22 protein-coding genes are annotated in these 26903 nt (G+C 52.8%); all 22 read right to left on the bottom strand.

Annotated features, from left to right (window positions below; translation table 11 throughout):
• Positions 1 to 3: 3 nt before the first annotated feature.
• Positions 4 to 987 (bottom strand): glycoside hydrolase family 113, encoded by a 984-nt coding sequence (locus AC0YNX_RS04730; protein ID WP_475814475.1) that lies wholly within the window; start codon positions 985 to 987, stop codon positions 4 to 6.
• A 40-nt stretch (positions 988 to 1027) separates the two neighbouring features.
• Positions 1028 to 2758: a DUF5060 domain-containing protein gene (locus AC0YNX_RS04725; RefSeq protein WP_475814474.1), complete on the bottom strand. Its 1731-nt coding sequence runs from the start codon at positions 2756 to 2758 to the stop codon at positions 1028 to 1030.
• Positions 2759 to 2782: 24 nt separating this feature from the next.
• Entirely contained in the window at positions 2783 to 3781 is a 999-nt protein-coding gene (locus AC0YNX_RS04720; protein ID WP_475814473.1) for a carbohydrate ABC transporter permease, read from the bottom strand.
• A 21-nt stretch (positions 3782 to 3802) separates the two neighbouring features.
• Positions 3803 to 4702 carry a carbohydrate ABC transporter permease gene (locus AC0YNX_RS04715; RefSeq protein WP_475815182.1) on the bottom strand — a complete coding sequence of 300 codons (900 nt, stop codon included), beginning with the start codon at positions 4700 to 4702 and terminating at the stop codon, positions 3803 to 3805.
• A gap of 2 nt (positions 4703 to 4704) precedes the next feature.
• On the bottom strand, positions 4705 to 7281 hold the full coding sequence (locus AC0YNX_RS04710; RefSeq protein ID WP_475814472.1) for a DUF5696 domain-containing protein: 2577 nt from the start codon (positions 7279 to 7281) through the stop codon (positions 4705 to 4707).
• Positions 7282 to 7295: 14 nt separating this feature from the next.
• Positions 7296 to 7916: a Yip1 family protein gene (locus tag AC0YNX_RS04705; RefSeq protein ID WP_475814471.1), complete on the bottom strand. Its 621-nt coding sequence runs from the start codon at positions 7914 to 7916 to the stop codon at positions 7296 to 7298.
• On the bottom strand, positions 7897 to 9366 hold the full coding sequence (locus AC0YNX_RS04700) for a gluconolactonase (RefSeq protein WP_475814470.1): 1470 nt from the start codon (positions 9364 to 9366) through the stop codon (positions 7897 to 7899). Before AC0YNX_RS04700 ends, AC0YNX_RS04705 begins: the two co-directional genes overlap by 20 nt.
• Before the next feature lie 14 nt (positions 9367 to 9380).
• Entirely contained in the window at positions 9381 to 10247 is an 867-nt protein-coding gene (locus tag AC0YNX_RS04695; RefSeq protein ID WP_475814469.1) for a carbohydrate ABC transporter permease, read from the bottom strand.
• Positions 10248 to 10250: 3 nt separating this feature from the next.
• Positions 10251 to 11123, bottom strand: coding sequence for a carbohydrate ABC transporter permease (locus AC0YNX_RS04690; RefSeq protein ID WP_475815181.1), 873 nt, complete (start codon positions 11121 to 11123; stop codon positions 10251 to 10253).
• A 111-nt stretch (positions 11124 to 11234) separates the two neighbouring features.
• The gene (locus AC0YNX_RS04685; RefSeq protein ID WP_475815180.1) at positions 11235 to 14138 is read right to left on the bottom strand and encodes an extracellular solute-binding protein; all 2904 of its coding nucleotides are present in this window, start codon (positions 14136 to 14138) and stop codon (positions 11235 to 11237) included.
• A 276-nt stretch (positions 14139 to 14414) separates the two neighbouring features.
• The gene (locus tag AC0YNX_RS04680; RefSeq protein WP_475814468.1) at positions 14415 to 15833 is read right to left on the bottom strand and encodes an ABC transporter substrate-binding protein; all 1419 of its coding nucleotides are present in this window, start codon (positions 15831 to 15833) and stop codon (positions 14415 to 14417) included.
• A 503-nt stretch (positions 15834 to 16336) separates the two neighbouring features.
• Positions 16337 to 17413 carry a LacI family DNA-binding transcriptional regulator gene (locus tag AC0YNX_RS04675; RefSeq protein ID WP_475814467.1) on the bottom strand — a complete coding sequence of 359 codons (1077 nt, stop codon included), beginning with the start codon at positions 17411 to 17413 and terminating at the stop codon, positions 16337 to 16339.
• A gap of 57 nt (positions 17414 to 17470) precedes the next feature.
• A complete protein-coding gene (locus AC0YNX_RS04670) occupies positions 17471 to 18364 on the bottom strand; it encodes an ATP-binding cassette domain-containing protein (RefSeq protein ID WP_475814466.1) in 894 nt (297 codons plus the stop codon).
• Positions 18365 to 18367: 3 nt separating this feature from the next.
• Entirely contained in the window at positions 18368 to 21250 is a 2883-nt protein-coding gene (locus AC0YNX_RS04665; RefSeq protein WP_475814465.1) for an ABC transporter permease, read from the bottom strand.
• 25 nt (positions 21251 to 21275) lie between these two features.
• Positions 21276 to 22310, bottom strand: a complete 1035-nt coding sequence (locus tag AC0YNX_RS04660; protein WP_475814464.1) for an efflux RND transporter periplasmic adaptor subunit — start codon at positions 22308 to 22310, stop codon at positions 21276 to 21278.
• Positions 22282 to 23022 (bottom strand): ABC transporter ATP-binding protein, encoded by a 741-nt coding sequence (locus AC0YNX_RS04655; protein ID WP_475815179.1) that lies wholly within the window; start codon positions 23020 to 23022, stop codon positions 22282 to 22284. The genes AC0YNX_RS04660 and AC0YNX_RS04655 overlap by 29 nt, the downstream gene beginning before the upstream one ends.
• A 232-nt stretch (positions 23023 to 23254) precedes the next feature.
• Complete coding sequence (locus AC0YNX_RS04650) at positions 23255 to 23590, bottom strand: thioredoxin family protein (RefSeq protein WP_475814463.1); 336 nt, start codon at positions 23588 to 23590, stop codon at positions 23255 to 23257.
• A gap of 32 nt (positions 23591 to 23622) precedes the next feature.
• Entirely contained in the window at positions 23623 to 24051 is a 429-nt protein-coding gene (locus AC0YNX_RS04645; protein ID WP_475814462.1) for an organic hydroperoxide resistance protein, read from the bottom strand.
• A 400-nt stretch (positions 24052 to 24451) separates the two neighbouring features.
• A complete protein-coding gene (locus AC0YNX_RS04640) occupies positions 24452 to 24661 on the bottom strand; it encodes a helix-turn-helix domain-containing protein (protein WP_475814461.1) in 210 nt (69 codons plus the stop codon).
• Positions 24662 to 24732: 71 nt separating this feature from the next.
• Positions 24733 to 25371 (bottom strand): GOLPH3/VPS74 family protein, encoded by a 639-nt coding sequence (locus AC0YNX_RS04635; RefSeq protein WP_475814460.1) that lies wholly within the window; start codon positions 25369 to 25371, stop codon positions 24733 to 24735.
• A gap of 132 nt (positions 25372 to 25503) precedes the next feature.
• Positions 25504 to 26238: a DUF4367 domain-containing protein gene (locus AC0YNX_RS04630; RefSeq protein ID WP_475814459.1), complete on the bottom strand. Its 735-nt coding sequence runs from the start codon at positions 26236 to 26238 to the stop codon at positions 25504 to 25506.
• The gene (locus AC0YNX_RS04625; RefSeq protein ID WP_475814458.1) at positions 26219 to 26782 is read right to left on the bottom strand and encodes a sigma-70 family RNA polymerase sigma factor; all 564 of its coding nucleotides are present in this window, start codon (positions 26780 to 26782) and stop codon (positions 26219 to 26221) included. The genes AC0YNX_RS04630 and AC0YNX_RS04625 overlap by 20 nt, the downstream gene beginning before the upstream one ends.
• Between the last annotated feature and the right edge of the window lie 121 nt (positions 26783 to 26903).

Raw genomic sequence — 26903 nt, 5'->3', positions numbered from 1 at the left:
GACTCAATTCGCCCTTAAAGTCTTCTTCGGCTTCGCATACCATTCCTTCACAATCTGCTCAGCCTTCTTCCCGTAGATGTCGAAGCCGACATTCGAGCCAGCCGTTTCAAGGTCGTAGAGTTTAACACTCCAATCCCACCAGAAGAAGCCGGCAAACCAAGGCTCATCCCAGAACACCTTAATGACCGAGCTGTAGAAGTTCGCCTGCTCCTCCTCACTTACGGGCAGCTCCGTATGCGTGAAATCCCACGGCATCGTCGCGCAGCCGAGAGCGCTGCGGCAGCCGATTTCCATGAAGATGATCGGCTTGTTGAACTTGGCATGCAGCGCGGCCATCTTCTCCCGGACCGGCAGCCACTTCGCGATCATCGCTTCCTCGCTGTCGCCGGGCTGCTTCGCAACGGGATAATAGGCGCTCGTGCCGATATAGTCGACGCTGTCAAACCATTTGATCCGATCCTCCGAGCCATGATTAGCGTTATAGACGATCGGACCGCTGTAGATCTCGCGAACGCGAGTGATCAAGGCGGACCAATGATCGGCCTTGGATTCGGTCTTCACCATTTCGCAGCCAATGCAGAACATCTCGCAGGCAAGCTCATCAGCGAGCTCCGCGTAATGCGTGAGGAAATTCGTATAGGAGCGGAACCACGCGTCCCAATAGGGCTCGGCTCCCGCTTCTTCCGGAAACCCGATATGCGCCCGCCAGATGCCGTCCGCGGAATTAACGACGGGCTTCAGGCAGACCTTCAGCCCGAGCGCTTTTGCTTCCTTCACCGCGTGCTCGATGTCTCTGTCCGTCATCGTGTACCCGTAATCGAAAGGGATATCCGTCGCATACACGTTTGCTTGATGCGTGTAGAAGGATAACGCAATCCATTCGCTGCCCGTCGCCTTAAGCTTTTGGAGTGAATCCGTTGCATACGGCTGCCTATAAGCGCCGCGCTTGCTGTTCCAGCCGTACGTCATGCCTTTAACGAACATCATGGTCGGATTCTCCTTTGCTCTCTTATTCTTATCGCCATCGTTATCTCCGCGTAATTGTAAATGATAGATCCAGCTGCTTCGATGCTGGCGCCACCACGACGAGCAAACCGCCCGTCGCCTCAACGTTCCCTTCACCGATTGTCGTACCTGTCCACGGATCGTACCAAGAGACGACGTAGGAACCGTTTGCAAAGTTAGTCAGTTTCACTGACCTGCCGCCTGCCCCGTCCTTCTCAGCCAAAAGCCAACCAAATGACATTCGGTCACCTTGCATGACCCAAGCTTGCGCCTTCGATTCTTGATCAACGCTGCCGCCCACGGGAATACGCGGCTCACGGAAGTCAATCTTCGCTGCGAATGCTGCCAAATGCTTCATCTGCAGAAACATATCGTCACTGACATGATCGAAATCCCACCAGGTTGGAATCGACGCAAGACCATTCGTCAATGATACCCAGATCGCCTGATGGTATTTGTCCGTATCGGTAATATTGCCGGTTTCGCCGATCATCAGCGGCTTCTCGTAGCTGTCCCAACGTTTGCGTATATCACGAGCGTAAGCTTCGTAGCCGAAATTATAATAGTTTTCCCGGTCGGCAATATCGAGCGTGCGATAGGCGTAATCCCAGTAGTCTTGCCTGCTGCCAGCCATCGAGCCCATCGTCGGATGACCGTACGGATCATGCGCCTTGAAGTAATCGTGCACCTTCTTTACCCAGGCGTCCGTCACGTCGGTCGGATTTTGCGCCCATCCGTCCGTGCCGTTGATTTCGTCGACCAAGTCCCAGATGCCGAGCGCATGGCTATATCCCCAGCGCGCGATGATGTACCGATACAGCTGTTCTTGGTAGTGCCACATCTTGTCGCTCACATAGAAATCCTTCGCGGGTCCAAGCGCCGAATAGCCATTCTGCGACCATGTATTAGGCCAGCCCTCCAATAGCTCGGTCAGGGAGTCGTGCGGCCAGATGACGAAGCTCATATGCAATCCGCGCTGCTCGAACGCCACTAGCAGATCATCCACCCGCTGGGCTTTCAGCGGATCGATCTTATCTACGCCGGCTTCATAGGATTGCAGTTGATTCCTCCCGCCGCCGCCACCTTCACCATCGTAATTGCCATTCCAGTAAGTGATCAGATTACCGCCGTTTGCCGCGATTTTGTCCAGGTTCGCATCCGTGATATTCCACGGATACGCAAGGCTGATACCGTAGAAGGTCGAGCCGTCGCGGTATTCCATGTACCGCTTGTTCGTCTGCGACAGCTGAATCCAGCCCCTGCTGTCAGATGCGACTGCTTCGAATTCACCCTCGATCCCGCTACTTTGGTCGGCCCCGCCATGACTTGCGGCGTGGAAGCGGTAATGCCACATCCCCTTCTCGTCGGGCGCGAATCGAAACTTCCATTTCGTTTCCATCGCGTCATAGAAGCCATTAATGTTCCAGCTCTTTCCTGAAGGCGACGAGAGCACCATAGCTAAGTCGATCTGCTCGGGATTGTAAGGATTGTCATACTCGCCGTCCACGTCGAAAGTTAGCTCAAACTTCTCATAGAGGCCGACATCCGCTGAACTCGCTCTCACGTTGCGAATGAGAGGTGCTTTTCCAGCTGTTGTTAAAGTCTCCTCAGCCTGAGCGTTTAGCTCAGACCGAGGAGACTCGTTACGTCCGTTATTAGGTCCGTTGTTAGTAGCCGGGATGGTCAGCAGAATCGTAGCCGCCACCAGCAAGACTCCTCCAATGGAGACGAAGGCAAGCATTCGTCTGTTCATGCTGTACTCCCCTTCCCCTCGCGCTTAGCCGACGACGCCCGAACGCTCGACGCTCTCGACGAAGAAGCGCTGCACGAAGAGGTACATTGCAATCAGAGGGGTAATGGCGAGCAGAATTCCTGTGTCGACGATCATAGACACTTGGTTTGGATCCACTTTGACGTTCGTTCCGGTGCCAATGCCCATAATGCCCGGCAAGTACTGGTTCACATCGGCAGGGAGCGAGGATACTTTGATCGACATCAGATTGCTGGCACTGTTGAACAGCGATGCGTAGAAGATGTCGTTATACTGCCAGACGAATGCGAACAAGATGACGGTAATGAGCGGGGGAATCGCGTTCGGCAGCATAATCGTGAAGAAGGTGCGGATACCTCCGGCGCCGTCAATGAGTGCTGCCTCTTCGATTTCACCCGGCATGCCGCGGAAGAATTGGCGGAAAATATAAATGTACAAGCCCGACTTCAAGCCGTTGGCGAATGCAGCCGTAATCAGCGATGGGCCGTACGTATTGAGCATGTTGATGCCTTCCTTGCCTGTAATTAGATTGATAACGCCGAGCAAATCAAACGAGCGGAAATGAATGTACATCGGCACCATCAGCGTACTTGACGGAATCAAGATGGTCAGCACGACCAGCGTGAACAGGATGTTCTTCCCTCTGAAATTAAACCGGGCAAAGCCGTAGCCCGCCAGCGAGCAAGAAGCGGCCTGGAGAAGCGTCGTAGATGCCGCGAAGAGGAGCGTGTTCTTCAGCAGCGGCCAGTAGTCCAGCACAGCCATCGCATACCGCACGTTCTCCATCGTGAAATGCACCGGAATCATGTAGATCGTCGGATTGTAGATATCCGACTTATCCTTAAAGGCGACCGACAGCTGCTGCAGGATCGGATAGAGAATGATGAACGAGATGCCAATGATCAGAATGTAGCGGAAAATAAGCCATAGCAGGGATGCCGTCTTGTTGCGCGCCTTTTGCATTTGTATGACGACGGCTTCGTTTTGCAAATCGGGGAATTTCATTGCCTTCGCCCTCCTATCCCATCAATTGTAGTAGAACACTTTTCTAGAAACGAGAATGCCGACAATAATGAGCACTACGCTAATAACTGCGGTATAAATCCAGGACATTGCAGCGCTGAGCCCGAAGTTCTGCGCCTGGAACGCCGTGTTGTAGATCGTCGTCGTCACTTGGCTGTTCGTGAACGAATCGATAATCGTATAGATGATGTTCGTCAAGATTAACGGGCTGACCATCGGGAACGTAATCTTCCAGAACGTCTCGTACGCCGTCGCACCTTCCATCTTGGCTACCTCGTACATCGAGACGGGAACGGATTGGAGCGCGGCAAGGAAGATTAGAATCTGCACGCCGGAGCTCTTAATAATTTCATAGATTCGCTGTACGGCGCTGATGATGTATTCGATAAACCACATCGGAAGTCCCGCGTCGGACAACATGAAGGCGAGCGAGAGCGGGTCAAAGCCGTTCTGCTGCTGCCCGAGCTCCTTCGCTATCTCCGAGCTGCCGGTCAATTGAATAAGGCCTGACGTCTGGGCTGCGGCAATGGCGCCGGATGCCAGAATGACCGGCAGGAAGAAGATTGCGCGTGCGAATGGGCGTCCAACGAACTTGGTGTTGAGCAGCGTCGCCGTAAACAAGCTGAAGAACAGGATCATCGGTACGTTCCACGCCATCTCGCTCAAGGACTGAGTCAGAATGCGATTGAAATTCGGATCGATCGACAGCGCGTTCTTGAAGTTACCCAACCCGATGAAGTCTAGCGTATACCCGCCTCCCGGGGCGATCTTCATGTTGCTGAAGCTGAAATGAATCGATTGAAGCAGCGGCGTCGCGAACAAAAACACGAAGCCAAGCAGCCAAGGCAAGATGAACAAGATGCCGAGCAGCGAACGTTTCTGCGTCAAGGTTAATCGTTTCATGTTCACAGGTTGTCACCACCCACCATAAAATTGTTCGCACCGATTTGCACATCTTGAACGTTGACCGGCTGATTCGTATAGTTCACATAAATCGATGTTCCGTTGCTGTAGCTTACTTTGACCACCCCAGGCTTTAACTGCGCATGCTCCGTGATTGTCTCGCTCTGCAATCCGGCAAGCACTTTGTTCAGCTTGCTATACAATTCCGCAGCGCCTCCCAACCAATCGGAGTAATGCGTCGAGAACAATGACTCGTAAGTGGTCAGCTTCAGCTTGGAAGACGACTCGTACGACCAGAAGAAATGCGGCGCGGCACCATATTCCAGCGAATGGAGCAGATGGTACGACAAGTCCTGCTCGTCATCCAGATTGATCGGCGCTCCGGCATAATTCTTGTAGCCGTGGACGACCATCTCATAGAACGGAACGACCTCGTCCTCAATGCTGAATGAACTGGAGCCCATCGGCACGTTCACCAGCTGGTCGGCGTACTTCAAGGCGTATTGGTTGCCCCCGGTCATCATCACGTTCGGATAGCTCTTCTCGATTTGGCCGAGCTGATCAGTCACGATATTCTTGGCGACGTCCCGGAACACGACGCGATTGACCCGATAATCGGCCGTCAGCGTATCGCCCATGTCGCGAAGCGCGACCGAATCCATCTTGTATTTCTTATAGCTATCGACGAAGTGCTCCACAAAGTATGGCAGCTTCGACGGCGACAATAAGTAGAAGGAACCCCATTCGGTGTTCATCGCGTTCAGCGCGCGGTCGAATGGCTGCAGCAGAGCCTGCTCTCTCGTGACGAAGCGCGCTGCATCCGAAGCCGGCTTGAAGTCACGGTTCTCGCGCAGCACATGCTGGAATGCCACGTCGGGATACAAGTTGCCGCCCATGTCCTTCAGCTGAGCCGCAAGACCGGACAGATCTGATTTACTTCCCAGCTGACTATCGAGCTTGACGGTCTCCGGAATCTTGTGGTCGATCCCTTCGTTGAACCAGCCTACGTAGCGCATCTGCACGTTGGACACGCCAGCATCCTTGATTGCCTTGGCGATTTGGCTCGCTTGATCGATCGTCGTCATCGTCATTAGACCTTTATAAGGCACGCCGAGGAATGATTTGCGTTTGTCCACCGCGCCGAGCAGATCGACGTAGAACGGCAATTGGCCTTGCGCTTTCAGCGGCTGCAGCACGCCTTCCTTCACCAGATTGTTCTGGTACAGCGCCGCCATGCCCGAGTACGAAGCCTGGTTGCCGGAGAGGAAGTTATACCGGAGCTGGATGTCGCCAGCGAAGCGATCTTCAGTCAGCAGCTGGAATTCGTCCACTTTATTGCCTTTGTACAGCTCGAGCTCGTCTTCGCCGCGAATGGCGAAGCTGGCATAGGCATTGTTGTAGGAATTTTTGCGACCGCTGATGTCCGCGTTAATGCTGGCAATGCCTTCGCCCTTCTCGATCGTTGCGAACCACGCCTCATCGCCCGCTTTCATGCCGAACACCGGCAGCCGCGCAGCCTCGGCGATCTGCCCGCGCCGCTTCGAATTATCATTCTGATCGTCTCCGTACACCCGCTGCACGTAGACCTCTTCGCCCACTTTGCCGTTATTCAGGTTGATCAAGCTGCCTGATCCGTCGGGAACGAGCATGTAGCCTTGTTCATCCTGGCTTGCTGCCCCGAAGAAGTCTAGCAGCTCGACGGAACGGATCTGGTAGCCTGTACTCTCTTGGATGTCCTTCACCGGAACATGTACGAGCAGCGAATCGCCGGAGAGCTGATACTCGATTGGAATGGTGAAGTTCGGCTTCGTAGAAGCGCTGCCGCCGGACATGCCGTTCTCGTCGTTGTCCGCCTTCAGGTCGTCCGCCGTGTACCCGGCATTGGTGAAGGCATCAAGCACCCGCTTCAGCACGAGCGCTCTAGATACTTCCGCATCCAGCCTCTCCAGCACGTCAGGATTGTTCTCGAGCGGATAGTACCGGTTCGATACGTAAGCGGCCGACTTCTCATCCAGCTTGCTCAGCACCTTCTCCTCGAACCGTTTCTTGCTAATCCGCTTAGGCAGCGCATCGATCCCGAGCGATGTATCCCCGATCGTATACGTAATCCGGACGCCGTGCTCGATCCCCTCCGCCTTGAACTGCTTCCGCTGGATACTATCCGTAAAATTGGTGATTACGCCCAGCGTCCCAATCGAATCGCGGTAGTTAAGCGTTACCTGTGCGGCCAAACGGTCCTTCTCGAATGGCGATGCTTTGGCATCCGAACCGATATCCCCCGGATTGCTGTGCCACACCTTGCCGCTCGCCAGGTTAAGGACGGCAATTTCGGTCGTTTCCGAATTCATGTAGAGCGCGAGCGCATCCGTCTTCGCAACGAGCTTCATGCCCGGTACGGCTTTGCTTCTGTCTGCCATATATTTCAGTTTGGTCGCCGCGGCAGGCTTCATGTCCGACTGTGCGAAAGCAGCAATGTCTACAGAAGGAGCGCCTTTTGTATATACGCTATAGGCGAGTGCCCCAACACCGACAATCCCGATACAGGTCAGCGCCGCATACCATTTTGTTCGTCTTTTCAAGGGTGCGGCCTCCTTTAGGTCCGGAATATGATTTCACGGTATACGTCGTAGATGAACCAGTAGATCTGCGAACCGAGACTGAATGCCAAGGTGGCGATAAAGACGACGAACCCCATTGCGACGACGGTCAGCAGCAAAGTCAGCACCGTCTTCGCCGGCGTGTATTGGTGGACGGTCATAATCCCCACGAATAGCAGCACGAGAAACCATATGCTGGCGATGCTGTTCGAGAGATAATAGAACGCCGTCTCCTCCTGCGTCATGAATCGGCTGATGAACGTCATCGGCAAGTTGATGAGCACGATCGGCAGGAGCGCATAGCCGGTCGCCATCACGATCTCTTTGAACTTCCCTTCCCCTTCCATGAGCGTCGTGATTGACCAGTTCGCGATGCAGAACAATAAGAAGGGAAGAACCGTAAACTGCAGATCGTCCAAGCTGTTTAACGAACGCGGATCTATCATATTGACGAGATAGCCGGCAAATTGCTTCTGCAGAATCGTCGTCAGGATGAGCGCAAGCAAGATAAGCAGAGCAACTTTCAATTTGCCCTTGCCCTCATACTTCATATCCCAGAATCCGTCAAAAGGACGCACGATAAGATGGAGCGGAAATTTAAGAAAGTCCTGCTTCATGTTTCACAGCCCTCCTTCTGATGATTAGTCTTGCAACGCGATACGCGATGAACGCGATGATGAGGGTAAGCACGACAGTCATGAACGTGCCGAACTGTTCCTTCAGCTCTTCCCGGCGATATCGCTTGTACGCGACCGAAAAGTTCTTGCGACTCATGCCAAGCTTGAAATATTCCATCGCCTTCTCGTTGTTCTTCTGCATCAGGAGCGACTTGCCGATGCCAAGGTAAGCGATTTCATAGTTCGTGTTCAAGCGAAGCACATCGCTCCATATCTTGACGGCGACGTCGTCGTTGCCGTTGTAGTGCTCCGTCGTGGCCTTTCGAACGAGGCTTCCGAACTTCGTTGGACGGAAGATGACGATGTTCTTCTTGCCGCTGTCCAGCACGGCGAGCTTATCGCCAATCTTCTCAACGGCGACTGGCGTATTGAAGACCCCGAGCTGGTTGCCCCGGCCGCCAAAGGCATACAGCAAATCGCCTTCATCGTTGTAAGTGAACAGCCGAGCGCGGTTGGAGTCGAGCGCGACATACATGCCGCCGCCAAGCACCTTGATGTCGGTGAACTTGGACGGACCCGAATTGTTGCCGAACATCCGGAATCGGATATCACCCTTGACATCCCAGTAACCTAACCTCTTCAGAACGTCGTCTCCGGACGGATTCAGACGCTTGATCGGAGTGTCGGACGTGATGTCGATAGCGGTTGCATACACGAAGCCCTTACTATCGATGTCGGCATTCGAGAATTCGGTCGGGATGAACAGCTGCATCTGCGATTTCTGTGCCTTGGTGGATAACGACTTCCAGAGCCGATCCCAGACAGTAGGCGACACGTTGATCGTACCGACATAACCCATGAAATTGTTCTTGTCGTCGAACTGCATAATGCCTTCGAATACGCCCCGAGCGATGACGAATACGCGATCCGCCGCATCGACCGTGACTTTGAGCGGCACGAACTTGAAGCCAGCTGGCAGGATATCCGACTTAGGATTCGCGATAATGCGGATCAAATCACCTTTCTCCGATAGCACGACGACGCGGCTATTATCGGTATCCGCCACGTATAATTCGTTCTTGTCCGAGACGAACAGCCCTTGCGGCGCTGCGAAGCCATCCTCCTTGCCATTGTTCGTGAACGTCTTGATGACACGGTTCACGTGCAAGTCAGCGTCAAGTACGATAATCCGCGCGTTGCCGCTGTCCAGGATATACGTCGTATTATTGGGAGCAACGTACATGTCGCTCGGCTCTTTGAAGTCGCCGACGCCTAGGCTTACGCCCGTAATCGCGGCATCCGGCACGTAAGGAGCTGGCAGCGGCGATGAATCGCCGTAATAATCGTACGTGTAAGCTTCGTATGGCGTAGCTGCCGATGCAGCCGGGATGCCGAGCGAAGCGACCAGCGATATGATGGCGACCAGCAGCAAAACTCTCTTCAATTGCACGCTTCCACCTCCCCCTAGTCTTTCATGCCGGATGTCGTCATCGTTTCGATAATGCGACTTTGCGAGAATACGAACAGTGCGATCGGCACGCTCATCAGAATAAGCGCTACAGCCGAGCCGACGCCGGCGCGCGCAATGCCGCCGAAGATGATCTGGTTCGAAGCATAGTGAAGCGTCTTCAGCTGCTCGCTATAGATGAAGCCGTTGCCATCCGTTCCCCAGAGCATCTGGAAGAGCAGGATGACCAAGGTGAGCCAAGCCGGCTTCACGTTCGGCATGATGATTTGCCAGAATATCCGGTATTCATTGGCTCCATCAATCTTGGCCGACTCCAGCAGCGCATCGGGAATTTGCTCCATGAACTGTTTCATGAGGTACAATCCCAGCGAGAATGCGAATGCCGGCACGATAACAGCCCAGTACGTATCAATGAGACCGATCCAGGACATGACCATGTAGTTCGGAATCGCCGTTACCTGAGGCGTAAACATCAGAGAGAGCACGACGACGGTGAAGATGAGCTTCGATCCGGGAAACTTGTGTTTCGCGAGCGGATATGCCGCGGCCGAAGCCAGCAGAACGTGTCCGACCACGCCCATCCCGGTAATGAAGAAGGTGTTGAAAATGTAACGGGAGAACGGAACCCACGATTGTCCGAGCAGCGTCATCAGATCAATGAAGTTGCTCGTGGTCGGATGCCGAACGAAGAGTGTCGGCGGGAACAGGAAGATCTCGTCAAGCGGCTTGAATGCCGCATTGATCGCATATACGAGCGGCAGTGCCATGAAAGCGGCGACGGCAGCCAGAAACACGAACATCCAGAACGTTCCGGCAAACGAACGGTTCACTTGTTTTTTGCGAATAGGAATCGCTAACCTCATCGTCTATTCCCCCACCCTCCTGAGAAGTCGCTGCACGACCAGGTTCGTTCCGACCATCAAGGTGAACAGCACAGTCGCAATCGCGGATGCGTACCCCATCTCGAATCGAATCGTACCGAAGTCGATCAAGTGCGTTACGATGGTTTCGGCCGCGTAGTTGACGCTCGGGAAGCCAGCCAAGTAAATGGAAACGTCCGCGATTGCCAAGGATGAAGTGATCTGGATGACGGCGCCGAACATCAACTGCGGCTTCATCGAAGGAAGCGTAATGTACCAGAGCTCCTGCCAGCGGTTCTTGACGCCGTCGACCGCGCCTGCTTCGTACAGCGTTTTGTCCACGGTTTGGAGACCTGCGATGAAAGCAAGGAAGCCTGTTCCAAGACTAAGCCAGAGCTGCACGAGGATAATGATCGGCATAATGTATTGCTCCGTCTTCAGCCACTGAATCGGGTCGAGCAGAACGCCCATCTTGATCAGGAAACCGTTCGCGATGCCGTAACGGTCTCCCGAGAAGATCATCTGCCAGAGGAAGTAGACGTTCCCCGAGATGGACGGCGCATAGAAGATCAGCGTCATGAACGCGCGCAGCTTCGGGCGAAGATCGTTGATGATCCAGGCGAAGACGAAGCAAGCCATATAGCTGAGCGGTCCGGTAATGACCGCGAATAGAATGGTGTTCTTGATGGCGATCAAGAACACATCGTCTTCCAAGAACAGGCGGGAGTAGTTCTGCCACCCGATGAAGCGCGGGAATTCAAGCATGTTGAAGTATGTAAAGCTAATGAAGACGGACATGATTACGGGCAGCACGGTAAAGACGGCAAACAGCAACATGTAAGGCGACATGAGGATATAGGAATGCTTCTGCGCCTTCATTTCCTTCCATTTGATCGCCCACCAACTTGTCGTTTTTACGGCTGGCTTCCCTGCGGCTACAGTCACTGAAGTTTGACTCGGTGTACCGATCGTTGACACGTGGATCCCTCCTTATTCCGACAGGCCGAATTCTTTGCGCTTCGCTTTGATTTCGTCTTGAATGTACTGGGTGTAATCCATAATCGATTCGCGCGCTTCCGTATTCTTCTCGACAACCACTTTCAAGAACGCATTCTGCAGATGACGTCCGGTGAAGTAGCCGCCCGGCACCTCGGGAACGCCTTTAACATATTCGAACTGCGCTTTGAGGTTATCGTAATCGACGACCGGCCAAGGCAAGCTGTCAAGCGCCTTGATATTCGCCGTCGGATATCGCGCGGAAGCTCCCATCAGCGCTTCCATCTCCCGGCCGAAATTCGTTTGGATCTTCTCGCTGGTCCACCATTTCATGAATGCCCAGGACGCGTCTTTGTCCTTCGCGCTGCTCAGCATCAGCGTGCCGTTGCCCGTGCTCGGCGTATCTCTGCGGATGGTGCCATCTTGCTCCTTCGTGCCCGGAATTGGCGCGAAGCCCCACATGCCGCGGATCTCCGGGGCGAATACGGTGAGCTGATTGTATGTGGTGTAATCCACGATCCCGATCGGCATCTCGCCGGTTCGGAAGCGGTTCGCGAAGTCGAATTCGCGTTCCAGCTTGTAGTCGCTGTACAGGTCCGTCCATGTCTTGAACGTTTCGACGCCGATCTTCGAATCCAGATCGGACTCTTTGCCATCGTTGCGGTAGAATTGACCGCCGCTTTGCATCAGCAGCGAGCCGTAGATCGAGTTCGGCGGGATGTTCTGGCCAGGCACTGGCACTGATGTCTGCGGAACCGTAATCGGCATGCCGAATTGCATCCGGTTCTTGCTCAGGACGGTGAGAAGCTTATACACATCGTCCCAGGTTTGCGGCACTTCTAGGCCCAGCTCCGAGAGCACATCCTTGCGGTAGAAGAGCATGTTGAAGGTTTGGGTCTCCGGCAGTGCATATACGCCCTTCTCATACGTGTATGGAACAAGGGCGCTGTCGCGGAACCGCTTCGCCACTTCCTGATAATCGGAGAAGTGCGACAAGTCCGCGGCTGCATCGCGCATCGCGTAGTTGACCGGAATGTCGTTGCTGATCTGCATCGCGACGTCCGGACCGCGGCCAGCCAAGGTTGCCGGAAGCAAGGTGCCCATTTGTACGAGCTTCAAATTCACGTTGATGCCCGTCTCCGGCGTGAACGTTTCGTCGATCATCGCCTTCAGCGTGTTCGCCTGATCGCGGCCGCTGCCGATCCAGACGGTGATCGACTTCTGGCTCTTCGCGTCCGAATCGTTGCCGATTTGGTTGTAATCGATTACGAAGGAATACGCGAACGTCGACAGCTCATGCTTCAGCTTGGAGAAGAAGCCCGTTCCTGACGAAGGGAATTTCTTGTCCGGCGGAGCGATGTAAATCTCGTCGAGTTGGAGCGGCATTTCAATCGCCTTCTGCAGCCAAGTGCCAAGCCCGCCGGCGTTACTCTTGAATGCGGCAAGGCGACGCGGAATCGTATCGGGCTCCTTCACTAATTCCTTCAGCTGCAGCGCCATGGTCTTCAGAAGTGCTTCGGAGTCGCTGCTTCCGCCCGACAGCCGTTTCAGCTCGGTGCTGACGGCGGTCAGCCGGTCGCTCTCGGATTGGAACGTTTCCAGCATCTTCGGCACTTGCTTGTCTAAACGGTAATCGCGGTACTTATCCGGTGATGCGCCGGTAATCATGATGATCTTGCGATACATAGCATTGAGATTGTACAGGCTCTCTTTCACTTCGCGGATGAGCGGAGCGAATTCGCCGAGCGTATCTTCCATGCGAATGATGTTCTTGCCTTTCTCGAGCTTGAACAGGTAAGGCTCGTCGCCGCCCATCACGTCGATCCGGTAACCGTTCTTGTAGCGGAACGGGATCTGCTCAGCTTCCTTGAAAGGAACCTCGCCGTTAATCAGCAGACGGCGCGTCGAGTACAGTCCTCGGACGAACTCCTGCTTGGATTTCATGGCGATCTTGTAGAGTCCCGTTGCCGGCACGTCTACTTCCCACTCGATCCACTGCCCTGGCAGACGCCAGTTGTAACCGCCGATTGTATTGACTCGAATGAGCTTCGGACTGTAAGGCGTAACCGAGGAGGTGGAACGCTCTGTCTGCGGATACAGTGTCGGTGACGACTTCGCGACGGCTGCCTCACCTTGAACGGTAATCAGCTGACTGCCCGCATTTTTCAGTCCGTCTTTCTCGTATTGCTTGAGCGCTGCTTCATATGTTGCGGGCTGCTGTTGCTGATATAGCTTCAGCTGATGTATGACCATCGGCTCCCGCTGCGAGACGAATGTGAGCGTGTGATGGCCGGCGCTCAAGTAAAACTTGAACGGATCGGCATAGTAGCCGTCCGAATCTTCGAGCAGCGCATCGCGCCATGCCGGCTTCTCGATTTGCTCCGGGCGCAGGTCGTTGCCTAGATTGTCTGCTTTCACATGCTCCAGCTCGTTGTCCCATACGCGATCGAATTGCAGGTAGGAGGCTTCCGTGAACGGAACGACGCCGTCAATTTGCAGTGAGCGCTCGATGCTCGAGCTCTTGCCCGCGATTGGGTAATACTGAAGCGCAATGTTGTAGAATCCCTCTTGCGCTACATCGATGTCCCAGGAAACGCTGCCTTGCTCTCCGGTCTTGAGCGACGTGCCGGGCTGGCCTTCATAATTGTCCAGCTTCTCGAAGCCGTCTCCCTCCGTCTTGGCATAATTGGTGGCATCCAGAACAAGCTCCTGATTGGCGAAGCCGGTGTTCTCATGCTTCGATAGATATTCCGCATAATCGCCGCGGCCATCCTGAAGCGTCGACCAAGCGCCTTCGGCGAATGCCGATTGGCTGCCCGCGGCTGCCATGCCGTCATTGCCCGACCTTGTCCACACGACGAGCAGTACAATCGCGATGATGACGCATGCGGCGGTCATTCCCCATTTCTTAAGCCGTTTTCTCCCTTTCAATGTCAGCCCTCCTAGGCGGCGGCTTGATCTGCGGATCACGCATTCCGCTGACGAAAGCGCACTCGAGTACCATCGTCCTACTGGAAAATAACTAACTATCTACATACCAACCACGTTATCCTCATGTTTGGTATTTGTTATCTTGTTTATTTGCTGATTGTTAGGCATGATTTGCATAAAAAGGGAGGGTTGTACCGGCACATCCGGTCTCCCCTCCCTTCAATACCAGCAAGTGTCAATAAATTATTTCAATTTATCAAGAGCGGCTTGTGCAGGTGCTTTATACTTCTCGACTGTAGCCGTAACGGATTGGTTCTTCTTGATGATGTCATCCAAGACCGCGAACCATGGGTAGTCGGCAACGCCCTCTTCAAGCGAGATACGGCCGGTATTGTTGATATGCTCCAGCGCCATATCGATGTCCGCTTGACTTTTGAAGAGCGCTTCCAGTCCGTTTTGGCCGAGGTACTCTTCCGTTGAAGGCAAGTCTTGCAGTTCTTCATAGATTTGATAAACCATTTGCGGTTCTTTTACGCCCTTCGGAATAACCCAGCCGTTCTGAGCGGTGTTCGCGTAAGTGTATTTGCCGTCGCCGCTTGGTCCTTGCGGGTTCGGTACGACGCCGACTTCGAACGGCAGACCGCCGACGTTCCAGTCGAAGTTCGAGGACATTGCAACGTCGCCGTCTTTGAACGTGGACGTTTCATCCCAGCTGTTCTTGTCGCCCTTCTTCACTTTCACGACGTTTTCTTTGTTGTAGAGCCGGTTGATGAATTCCAACGTTTCGATCATCTTCGGATCTGTGAAGCCGACAGTCAGGTCGTCGTTGACGAACAGCGCGCCGTTCGTTGCGCCGAAGTCGCGAGCCGCGCCTGGCGCCCAGTCCGCGAAGCCCCATGTATCCGGCTTGCCATCGTTATTCGTATCCGTCGTCGCTTGCTTCGCGACTTCGAGGAATTTGTCCCAATTCCATTCGCCGTTCGCGTACAGCTCTTGCGGATCCGGCAAGCCCAGTTTCTTGAAGAGATCGCGGTTGTAGAACATGCCTACGGTTGATACGCCCTTGCCGCCGAAGAAATATTCTTCGCCAAGGAGCTGCGGAAGCTTGATGGTGTGTTCTTGTTCGTTGTTGATATCGCTAGTAGCTTGAGTGTACTCGCTGAGTGGAAGGATTAAGCCTTGTTTGATCGGGGCAAGCGCACGCTTGAATTCAAGGATGGAGATGTCGGCCATTGGCGTTCCGGATAGTGCGGCCGTTGTGAACTTATCCATGTATTTATCGAACGGGATGTTGTCGTATTTGATCTTGACGTTGTATTTCTTCTCGACTTCGTGCAGTTTATCGAGCGCTTTCTTGGAATCGGCCGTGTCGCCCTTCGGCGTTCCGTCCCACCATGCGGAGATATGGATTTCGCGCCCGCCAAGGTCGATTGGAGCTGGTGCTGCATCATTCGTCGCTGCTGCGTTATTACCGGCGGCGTCGTTGCCTGACGAAGTGTTGTTCGCCGCAGCGTCATTGCCCGTTGCCGTGTTTGTTCCCGCATCGTTGGCAGGCTGATTGCCAGCGGTATTGCCGCCTGAGTTGTTACTGCCGCTTCCGCACGCCGTTAAGGTAAGCATTGTTGCCGCAAGCAAAATTGTAAGTGCTTTCATTTTTTTCATTTGCAAAACAACCTCCCGCTTTTTAGTGAGCAATACTTGTTTGCTCCGGCAAGGTCCACCGGTTTCCGAGGTGTTTTATTCGTTTTTCTGCTTCGTAACCGTTTTCATTCTTTGTTTTATCGTACCCCCATCACCACCGGTTTGCGAAGTGTTTGATGACTTACATGCCAATAATAGCATCGTCAGCCAAAAATAGTCAATTCAATTTTTGCAACTTTCACAACATTTTTGCAACATTATTGTAATTTTGTTTTCATTTTGTTATTTAATTAGGGTGTTTCAATAGCCTTCATTCGTATGCAAAAAGGAGCCTCCGCCTCTTATCGTTATCGTTTGCAGCACTTACAAACGAAACGGAGAAGCGGAGACCCCAGGAACGGTCCGTATTAACTGGCAGAGGGAAAAGTGAGTGTTATTCGGTCATGCGATATTTCCAAACGGGAACAAACAGAAAGCAATCCCAACCAAATTCTTTAGCAAAATTTTAGGTTAACCGAAACAAGCTATTGAGCTTCCGCATCGGCTTCTACCCGCTCGACTTCCCCATTCAGCAAGTAGGCGTAGTTCTCCCTTAGAATAACGTCCGCATAAATCAGTTTTTTCTCATGAGCGGTTCCAGGGTTTTGAATGCGCCACAGCATTTGATCCACGGCACGCATGCCGAGCAGCTCCTTATTCACATTCACCGTCGCAAGAATCGGATGGGTATGGCAGGTGTTGTCGAAGCCAGTTACCGCACAGCGAGCTGGCACTTCGATTCCTAGATAGCCAAGCTGCTCAATGAAGAACCTCGCATTGACGTCATGCGCGCATACGTAAACTTCCGGCAGCTCGACCGGCCTATAGTGCTTGAACAAGAGGAAGATATCCTGCGCTTCGGGACCGATCAGCATCGGGTCCTGATGCAGCTCGATCTCGCAGCTCTCCAGCGTGGAACGGAACGCAAGCCAACGGTCGAAGTAGCTTTGGGCATCCTTGATGTTTCCGACAAACTGAAATTTGCGGTAGCCTTTGCTGATCAACTTCATCATCATCTGCTGCATGCTGTTGAAATTATCCGTAAAGATCGTATCGCACGCAAAGACGGGATCGCTGTGGTCGACCATGACGACAGGAATATCCATTTGCTTGATCTTAAGCAAAATCTGCGTCGAGACGGTTCCAATCGTAATAATGCCCTGAATTGCATCCGGATTCAGCAGCTTGAAGACATTATCATCGGAAGGCTCTGTTATGGTAATAATGTCAAGCCCGCGCTGACGAAGGCGCGAGGAAACACCTTCGAATACAGGTCCCCAATAGATGTGTTCCCGGTTCTGATACCGCAAGTTCGGAAACATGACAACGATCGTGCCGTCCCACTTGATGTCTTCTATTTCTTGCAGTTCGCCCGTGAAGCGCTGCTGCTGTTGCTGCTGCTGCTCGTTATTCTTGAAGTAACCCAACTGGCCTGCGACGCGCAAGATTTTCTCCCGCGTTTGGGCGCTTACGCCGCTCTTCCCAGACAATGCCCGAGAGACGGCGAACTTGGATACACCTGCTAAATCGGCGATTTCTTGAATTCTCACTTTTCCTCTCATGATGACCCGTCCGTTTCTCTTTATATTTTTCGTTTAGACGTGACTCTGTTCGATCGATCAGCCCTCCGCTTTGCCTGCAGGCGCAACGGGGCGCAGAACGATATGATCCTCTTCCAGTCGCAGCAATACCTTGTCCGCGTCTTTGGCGCCTACAGCTTCCAAGTATCGCTCGGGCACTTGAATCCTGCCGGAACGATCCATGACGGCATATTCAATATGGGTATCAAGCTCCGTCTCTTCTCCTGACTCCTCCCCCGCCACGCTTTCATCCGTTCGCCGAATCATCTCAGACGAAGTTCGGCCGTCCCGAATGAGCACGACCCGCTGCACCTGCTTCGCCAAATCCAAATCATGCGTCACGATGACGATGGTGAGGCCCATCTCGGCATTCAGCTTACGGAGCAATGCCATGATTTGGTCAGACGTCCTCGTATCCAGCGCGCCTGTCGGCTCGTCGGCGAGCAGCAGCTTCGGCCGATTGGCTAGCGCGATCGCGATGGCTACGCGCTGCTGTTCGCCGCCCGAGAGCTGCTGGAGCTTGTGGCCGGTCCGAGAACCGAGCCCAACTGCTTCGAGCAGCTCGATCGCCCGGAGCCGTTTCTTCTTCCGGTCATGCAGCAGCATCGGAATTTCAACATTCTCTCTTGCAGTCAAGTAAGGTACGAGATTTCGCGCTTTATTTTGCCATATAAACCCGACTGTTTCACGTTTATAGACGTTCTGCTCGCTGTCGGTCAGCTTCAGCATATCCTTGCCTGCGATCGACAATTGTCCTGCCGAGGGGCGGTCCAAGCCGCCCAGCATGTTGAGCAGGGTTGACTTGCCACTGCCTGAATTGCCGATGACAGCGATCATTTCGCCTTGGTTCACCTGCAAATTCAATCCTTGCAGCGCAACGACTTCTACTTCGGCAGTTTTATAGATTTTAACTAGATTCTCGCACGTAATCAATAGCTAATCCTCCCCGAGCTTGACCGCTTGGTGAATATTCATCCGCTTCAGCAGCCAAGTCAGAATGACAAGCGCGGCGGCAAGCATGAAACAGGTCGAGATGCCGAGCCTGAAGACGTCCGCGTGATCGGAAATAACTTGGAACGGCGGCACGATCCGGCCGGGGTCAAAGGAAAGCTGGAACAACGGCACGTAAATCTGCCCTGCAGCGAATCCGGTCGCAATACCGATGAAGAAACCTGCCCCCGTCGTCAGCAGTTGCTCTAGTGTTATCATACCGAGCAGCTGCTTGAATGATATTCCCATCGCGCGATAAATGCCGAACTGCAGCATGCGTCCCTGGAGCGAGAGCAGCCAGAAGAGCATGAAACCAAGGAAGCTAATCGCAAGCGAAATGATGAACCCCAGCGTCATGACGCCGTTGATCGCCATCCGGAACGGGTCCATTCGGCTCTCGGAAATTTGGCCGATCGTATCCTCGAACTTCTCGAGCTTGATCTGGCGCTTATCCATCTCGTCAAGCAGCGTCTGCCTGTCCACGCCAGGCTTCAGCTTCAGCCAGACGTCATACGGCTCCATGCCGAGCTCGTTCTGGATCGTATCCAAGTGACCGACGATCAGCATCGGATTCCGCGGCTTCCCGTCGCCTTCCTTAGGTCCAGCGACCGGATTCGGGTTGAATGCCGGAAAATACGGTACGATGCCATATACGACGAGGCGCGTCGGACGAATCCCTTCCCAGCCGACATCCAGCGTATCGCCGACTTTGGCGCCGTAATAATCGGCGGCGGTTGTCGAGAGCAGCACCGCATGCGTATCCGATGCGATCAAATTCATATATTCATAGAACGGGTACGGCGTAAGACTGTCCTTCATCCACGCAGCATTGCCGAAAGCGTCCGTGTCGATGCCCACCAGCTTGACCTTGCCGCTCTTCGTGCCCAGCCAGGCTTCCCCTTCTTCCTTCGTAAACACCTTGGCGGCCGTATCGACGCCAGGCAGCGATTCGATTAGTTCGAACGGCGGCTCCATATAGTGGATGATGTCTGGCGGCGGCGCCGACTGCACCGGCTGTGTCGCCTGCGGAATTGGCGAAGCGGCCTGCGGTGCATCGTTCTCCCAGTGCTGGCGAAGCACGATGTCGCTGCCGGCTGCGTACCAGATCTGGTCTTCCATGTTCACGTTCAGCGTGCGTGCCGTATTGGCATTATAAATGCCAGTACCTACGGTCAGAATCAGAAACAGCATGAGCCCGTGGTAGATGCGATTCCGGCGAATGACCAGCAGCAGCGTCGTGTAATATTGAGGAGCCCACAGCTTGCGGCCCATTCGGTAGAAAATCGCCACGAACAGAGGATACAGCCTAATCATTAGTAAGCCGAACCCTAGAATGAATAGTGTCGGGATTGTATAAAGGAGGGGATCGGCGGACAGCGATTTGCCGTCAAGTCCCAGCTTGACGAGGTCCGACATCCGCTGCCGGAACATGTAATGGCCGTATAACGCGACGGCAATGAGCACGAAGTCGACGCCGAATAGCTGCCAGATGGGCCTTTTGCCTTCACGCGCCTTCGCGCGCTTCTGGTCGACGATTGAATTTTTCGTTGCGATGTAGACTGGAATCAGGTTGAGTACCCAGGCGGCAATGACCGCGCCTGCCGCATATCTCCAGCTATCCGCATTCATCTCCACCTTCATCGATCCACGGTCGACGAAATTCAGGAAGGTGCTCGTCGATCCAAGGACGCGCGTAAAGGCGACGCCAAGCCAAGGACCAATGGCGAAGGCCGCGATGGCAAGCAACCCGAATTCGGCCGCATACATCAAGACGAGATGGAATCGCGACGCTCCGCGGCTGCGAAGCACGGAGATTTCCGACTGCTGGCGCTCGACGAGCATGCTCGTCACCATGTAGAAGTAGAATGTGATGAGAATAAACAATGGCACGTTAAGCGACCAGAGCAGCGTGCGCAGCGTCTTCTCCCTTTCGCTGTAAGCTGTCATCGCCTCGCTGCCCGGCACCGACACTGAGGAGCTGACCGAATAATTGTAGGCCCCCATCATATCCGGCGCTAGGTTCGTCTTCAGTTGCAGGACGTAGGCCGCCGTATCGAGATCAAATTGCGAATAATCCCCGATCGCCGTCCCGCCAAGCTTACCGATGATGATCGGACGCTTCGCAATGAAATCCTGTTTGAAGAGTTGATCTGGCATGAAGAGCGTGTTCTGATCGTTCTTTAAATCCTGCATACCCCAGAAAGGATCGTTCAGATCCTTCTCCACGATGACGGCGACGGGCTTGATGCGAATCACTTGATCCTTCACCTTCGGATCCTTGATGTCGTACTCCTGCCCGAGCAGCATGCCGAGCTGTCCGAGCGCGCTGTCCGTGACCATGACCTCATAGACACCGTTTGTCTTCGCCGCCGAAGGCAGTTTCCCATCGATCAGCCGAACATGTTCTTCAATGCCGGAGCGCATGGCCAGCTTGGCGCTGCGCTTTACTTTCGGATCGACGCGCGTAGGATCGGCTGGCGTAAGCCCGAACCGAACCGTCTCGACCAATCGCTGATCCTGCGTGACATGGAGCAGCGGACTACCGGCGATGTGCGATGTCCAATAAGTGTCGAACCGGTTCAATATATTCGCCTGTACCTTCGCATCGTCAGTCTGCATGGTGAACTGCGCGGCGATCATACCTGGGTGATCCCCGGTCTGTTCGTAGCTCCGCTCCAAATCCTGCACGAGCATGTGATGCAGCACGGCGTTCTTATAGATCGGCATGCTTGACGTCAGCGCGATGCATAGGAGCATACCGCCGAACAAGCAGATGACGAGCCAATAGTTTCTGGCCATCTTTCGCAGAAGCATGATGAGAACGGACATAATCCCCTCGATCCCCCCAGGTGGCTTACGGAAGAATGATCTTCATTCCTTCCTGTACGCCTTTCACGATCTCGTATTCCGTCGCGGTTGTAAGACCAGTCTCAATATCGATCTCCTTGCGCCGCTCCCCTTCCATCACCTGAACGAACGTCCGGCCAAAATACGCGCGGATTGCGCTCTTCGGAAGCACGATGACGTTATCGCGGCGAGCTGCGATGATCTTCGCTTCCGCATGTGCGCCGAATGAGGCACCTTCGGGCAGCTTGTTCAGCTCGATGTAAATGGTCTTACTGTACTCGTCGCGAAGCCGTTCATCAGCGGTTTCCGGTGCGGAGGCAGGAGTCTGCGCCACCTTGCCTTTGTATGTTTTGTCCTTATATGTGATATCCGCTGCCATTCCGATCTTAATATCGGCCAGCGCCGGATTCGCGGCCACCTCGAGAGCCAATCGCATGCCGTTTGGCTGAGCGACCGCTGTCAGTACCCTCTCCGCATCGAAATGATCGCCTGGCTGCAAATCAGTCGAATAGGAGACGACTCCCTCCGTCTTGGCACGTATGACACTGCTGTCGACCCTCGACTTCGCCTTGTTGTACAGCAGCTCCGCAAGCTTGAAATCCAGCTTGGCGATATGCATGCTTTCCACGTCTCCGGCTTTGACCGAGTCGTTAAGCGTCTTCTTCTTGCGTTCGTATTCAATCTGGCGTTCCAGAAGTTCGATGTCGGAACCGTTGTTCTCAAGGGTTACGAGCACATCGCCTTTCTTCACGGCGCTGCCTGCCCTGACGTCCACCGAATGAATGACGCCGGCATCAGGCAGTTGGTAGTACTCGATCTTGGTTGGCACGAAGGTCGCGGAGCCCGCGACCTGCTTCACGATGCTTCCGTTCTTGGCGTCGATCGTCCGAACCTCGGCCTGCGCAGGCTTGACGAGCGGAGGCTTTAACGGCGCTTGCTCTTTCGGCAGCAGGCTGCAGCCTGCCGAAGCGGAGCTTGCGATGAGCAGCACGCCGAGCGCAAGCGCCCGGGCATTATACAAGCTTGATGCTTTCCGAACCAATTCGTCCATCCTCCAGTGCATGAACCTGATCGACGAGATCCATGATGTGCGGGTCGTGGGTTGTGAGCACGACGCTTACGCCTAAGGTGCCAACCAGTTCACGGAATACTTCAATGATTTGTTTGCCCATTCGGGAATCCAATTCGGCCGTCGGTTCGTCCGCTAGGATCAGCTTCGGCTTGTGGGCGATAGCCCTCGCGATCGCGGTTCGCTGCTGCTCGCCCCCGGAAAGCTCCTGCGGACGATGGTGCATCCGCTGCGCCAACCCGACGAAGGCAAGCGATTCCTCGGCCAGCCGTTTGCGATCAGAAGCTGGCACGCCGGCAATCCGAAGTCCCAGTTCGACATTCTCAAACGCGCTCAAGTACGGAACCAAAGCAAACGATTGAAAAATCAGCCCGATTTCTCTCTTTCTCATCTCATTCTTCTGCTGTTCACTCATTCGGCTTCCGTCTCTGTCGCCGTAGAAGACCGAGCCTTCGCTCGGAGCATCCAGCGCGCCCATAATATTAAGCAAGGTCGTCTTGCCCGAGCCGGAACGCCCCTTCAATGCAATTAAAGAACCCGTACCGACGCTGAGCGTAGCGCCTCTTAGTGCGTAAACTTGTGTTTCTCCTCTTCCGAAAACGCGCGTCACGTTGCGGACATCCAATATTGGAGCTCCTGAAGCCTCTAATCCACGCAAAATCAATCCCCCTTCATCAAGCGGCATTGTTTCGGTAAGCGATTTCATTTCCACAACTCTACTATAGCAAACAGTAAAAAATTAGTATATCGATTTTGCAATTTTTAGTTTTTTTGTTATTAATTTTTTTAGGGTATTCCTAATATTCTGTTTCACCTCCATCTACGAAGCAATAGTTGCCTTCTTCGCATAAGAAAAAAGCCCAGGAATAACATCCTGGGCTTGCGCTAAAATACGTTTGCGTCGTTAGTAAAGACCATCACACGCAAGAATCACTCATCGTTGCATAGCTAATGATATGCTTCTGCAATACATCTTTGCTTTGTTGTCCGACTAAAGATTCTACTTTATAGCCATCTTTAAACAGCATTAATGTCGGCACGCTCGACACACCGTATTCCATCGCGAGTTCTTTCTCCTGATCAATATCCACTTTGGCTACAGCTGCTTGATGTCTTACGTCTTGAGCTAGGCTATGATCAATCTGAAGCTGTTCTTGACAAAGCTCGTCTCCAGATCTGAAGAAGTCTACGAGCGTGATTCCATGATCGATCTGTCCCTGGAACGTTTCCTTGACTAATGAATGGATCTCCACTTTACGACCTCCTAACGTAGCTGCTTGAAGTCTTAGCTGACCAGGTTTGCAACAAATTCAATATTGCCGCGAGTCGCTTTCGCATAAGGACAAACGTTATGCGCTTCATCGACGACTTCTTGAGCAACACTGCGCTCTACGCCATGAAGAGTAACGTCCATTGCTACAGAGAGCGCATATCCGTCGTTCGCATCTTTGCCGAGCGTGACGTTAGACACAATGGAAATGCCATCGGCTTTGATTTTCTTCATTCGCATGATGGTGCCCATCGCGCCTTCGAAGCAAGCCGCAAAGCCTGCGGCGAACAGTTGCTCTGGATTCGTACCCTCACCGTTACCGCCTAATTCCGTCGGATATCGCAAATCCACATTCAGCCGGTCATCACTGGAAACCGCTTTGCCATCTCTTCCACCTTGAACGTTAACACTCGCTGTGTATAGCTTCTTTTCAATTTTGTCCATTATGCATACTCTCCTGTTCATCATCTCATATTGATTTCTGGAAACAACTATAAGGATATCCGTTGTGTTCATCTATATACATGTTCTGGCTGGGTTTACCAATCGTAGCAATCCAGGTAGTATTGATTCTCCTCAATCCATTTGCCATAAGCCTGGAATGCCTCTTTAATTCGGGTCATGAATAAATTGCGAAGCATATGCACCATATCCTCTCTAATCCAGATTAGGTTCGCTTGTACCTGTTGTTCTTGCCTTCATCCTTGCACATTGATCTTACCAAGGATAGCGAATCGCCAAATCTGATGAAAGTCATGAATGTGCAACAAAAAAAAGCATCGCCCTTGGTCATTACGCATGTTCGTTTGCATGCGCTATGCCAAAAGTAATGCTTCTTCCATACTCATAATTTCTCTTTAATCTGTTTGATCGTCAATCCTTCTACTTCCTTCATGACACGAATGGCCTCAAGTCGCTGTAGTGCGATTTCACGCGGATATCTTCTTGTCAGCCTTGTATCCTCTTGCTCAAATGCGATCATATTCTCTTCCGTGTAATACTTAATGGTGCTGTATCGAACGCCAGAAAGTTCAACCAACTCGCTGATACTCACATACTCGGATGTTGAAATTTTATCTAAGCTTCGTTTTCTCCCCATCTTATTCTCCTCTGCTGCACTCGAGGCTACATTCCTGATTCGATATTTGAAATCGTGATCTCAATCGTTCTTATTTTTTTATAAATGTCCTCTTTACGCAAGACCTCAAGTCTGTGCTTCAACGTCTTAAGTTCGTAATCAGAAAAATAATCGTTAATCATGCTCTTCGTATATAAGAATAATGTTAATGCTGCTGTATGTTCGTCTACATTCCCATCTTCTAATAACTCCGCGCGTATTTTCTCCACTATGTGGGTCCGTGTATTTGCGATATCCGAATATTTCTTTACGGGAACAACGAATAGCACTTCCGTATTCTCAATCTCCAGAACGCCTTTATCTACAAGGCTTTCTACAACCATTTTATATATTTCCCTTTGTCTGTAATAAAAGTAAGAAACCCACTTCTTCAGCTTCTTAGGCTTCTCGGTTGAGATCACTTCGAGCAATCTGTCCAGATAGGGTTCGCCTGTCGTTGCAGAGTTGGCAATTCGAATTGTATCATCCTCTTCAAAAGTAATGCTGCCACGGATCGAAAGCTCCACCATGCAAGCCATAATCGTATACAAGGCAACATTCATGCGAAACATCGACTTCAATTTGTTGGTTTCACGATCTAAGGCAAGCAAGACAAACTCTTGAGGGATGGATAAATTCGTTAACATGATCGTCTCACCCTTTCGGCTGCATTTACTTACTACTTACTACTTATTACTTACTACTTACTATATTGTTCTAATTACAAAAAGTCAAAAGAAAAAACCGTCCCAATGGACGGTTTCAATCGATTCCTCGCCTTACTTCGCTGACTCTGCAGCCTTCCTTGCTTCATCGCCAGTCAGATTGCCGACAATGGAATATTGGACCGCATCCACCATCCAATACAATTCAGTGAGCTCCGGCTGTTCAAAGATTAATCCGTCATTCCCGCCAATCTTCGTCTTGGTGAATAGATCAGTCGGAAAAGCGGCTTGCATGCGGCTTACGGAATACGTAATCGACTTGTCGCCAGAGATATACGTGAACAGAATGTCCCTCGCCGGCTCGCCACTCATCCCGACTGCAGTGATCTCCTTGAGTGCGAAGCCCTGCGGCCATTCGCTCGGAACGACCAGACCAGAACCGAACGCCTGCTGCGCTTCTTCCAACGTGTTAAGCTTCGTGGTTACCAATTGGGACAGCTCTGAGCCAGAGACACCTCCATTCGTCGATGGCGTGTCTACGCTGCCAATTTGATTCTGATTTGGCGACTGTGCGAACGGTCCTTGGATCGCCAGAATGCCAGCAATAATGAGCACTGCCGCGGCCATTGCGGCAACTCCGCTCTTCCAAGCTTTCGAGAAAACGAATTTGCGGCTTTTCTCCTTCACAGCTGCTTGCTGAACTTGCTGTACTTGCTGTTCTTGCTGTTCTTGCTGTGCTTGCTGCCGTATCTTCTGCTTCATTTGATCACTAAGTTTAATATTGGCAAACAGCATCTCATCCGACTCCTCTCTTAACTGCTGACCTAATTTATGATCCATGTCTGTCATTTGCATACTCCTCCTTATCCATTCGACGGGAGAGCAGCTCGCGCGCCCGATGCAGCCTTCCCCGCACTGTTCCTTCGGGAGCCCGAGTGGCATCCGCAATTTCCTTGGTGCTTAGCTCCAGATAATAATACAGATACAGCACTTCCTGATAGGGCAAAGGCAACTGCAGCACATGCTGCAGCACTTCGCTCTTCATCAGCTGCTCGAGCACCTGATCCTCGACGCTGATTGTTCGCCCCAGCTCCTTATGACTGAGATCGGTCGGCTGCTCCGTGAACATCCGAACTCCCATTTTGTCACGGCATACATTCACTGTAATTGTTGTCAGCCATGTGCTAACGGCACTAGCCCCCCGAAACGATGACCAATTCCGATACGCTCGCAAGAAAACGTCCTGGCTTATATCTTCAGCGAGATGACGATCGCCTGTGTAGAAGTAGGCTGTACGCATTACGATGGTACCGAACGCTTCCATAAGCTGCTCGAGCGCCTCAGCAGGGTCTTGCGAGAAGTCTTTATGATATTTCAAGCCGGCCGGCTTCACTATAACCACCTCCAACCTATTAGACGGCATGAGTAAGAAATCCGCTGCATCTGATGAAAAAAAAAGCAACCATTCAGTGTCTCCCTGACTGGTCGCTTCGAATGGTTGTTCGAATCAATGG

This window comes from Paenibacillus sp. J31R98, assembly GCF_056269245.1.
Note: the sequence above shows the minus strand (reverse complement) of the source record. Positions and strands in the feature narration are given on the sequence as shown.

Coding starts and splice junctions, on each gene's coding strand:
- AC0YNX_RS04705 (WP_475814471.1), bottom strand. CDS start 7,916: ATGAAGCAGGACTTTCTTAAATTTCCGCTCCATCTTATCGTGCGTCCT.
- AC0YNX_RS04645 (WP_475814462.1), bottom strand. CDS start 24,051: ATGGACAAAATTGAAAAGAAGCTATACACAGCGAGTGTTAACGTTCAA.
- AC0YNX_RS04680 (WP_475814468.1), bottom strand. CDS start 15,833: ATGAAAAAAATGAAAGCACTTACAATTTTGCTTGCGGCAACAATGCTT.
- AC0YNX_RS04730 (WP_475814475.1), bottom strand. CDS start 987: ATGATGTTCGTTAAAGGCATGACGTACGGCTGGAACAGCAAGCGCGGC.
- AC0YNX_RS04665 (WP_475814465.1), bottom strand. CDS start 21,250: ATGTCCGTTCTCATCATGCTTCTGCGAAAGATGGCCAGAAACTATTGG.
- AC0YNX_RS04725 (WP_475814474.1), bottom strand. CDS start 2,758: ATGAACAGACGAATGCTTGCCTTCGTCTCCATTGGAGGAGTCTTGCTG.
- AC0YNX_RS04630 (WP_475814459.1), bottom strand. CDS start 26,238: ATGACAGACATGGATCATAAATTAGGTCAGCAGTTAAGAGAGGAGTCG.
- AC0YNX_RS04720 (WP_475814473.1), bottom strand. CDS start 3,781: ATGAAATTCCCCGATTTGCAAAACGAAGCCGTCGTCATACAAATGCAA.
- AC0YNX_RS04685 (WP_475815180.1), bottom strand. CDS start 14,138: ATGACCGCCGCATGCGTCATCATCGCGATTGTACTGCTCGTCGTGTGG.
- AC0YNX_RS04715 (WP_475815182.1), bottom strand. CDS start 4,702: ATGAAACGATTAACCTTGACGCAGAAACGTTCGCTGCTCGGCATCTTG.
- AC0YNX_RS04635 (WP_475814460.1), bottom strand. CDS start 25,371: ATGTTAACGAATTTATCCATCCCTCAAGAGTTTGTCTTGCTTGCCTTA.
- AC0YNX_RS04690 (WP_475815181.1), bottom strand. CDS start 11,123: ATGAAGGCGCAGAAGCATTCCTATATCCTCATGTCGCCTTACATGTTG.
- AC0YNX_RS04675 (WP_475814467.1), bottom strand. CDS start 17,413: ATGAGAGGAAAAGTGAGAATTCAAGAAATCGCCGATTTAGCAGGTGTA.
- AC0YNX_RS04695 (WP_475814469.1), bottom strand. CDS start 10,247: ATGAGGTTAGCGATTCCTATTCGCAAAAAACAAGTGAACCGTTCGTTT.
- AC0YNX_RS04655 (WP_475815179.1), bottom strand. CDS start 23,022: ATGCCGCTTGATGAAGGGGGATTGATTTTGCGTGGATTAGAGGCTTCA.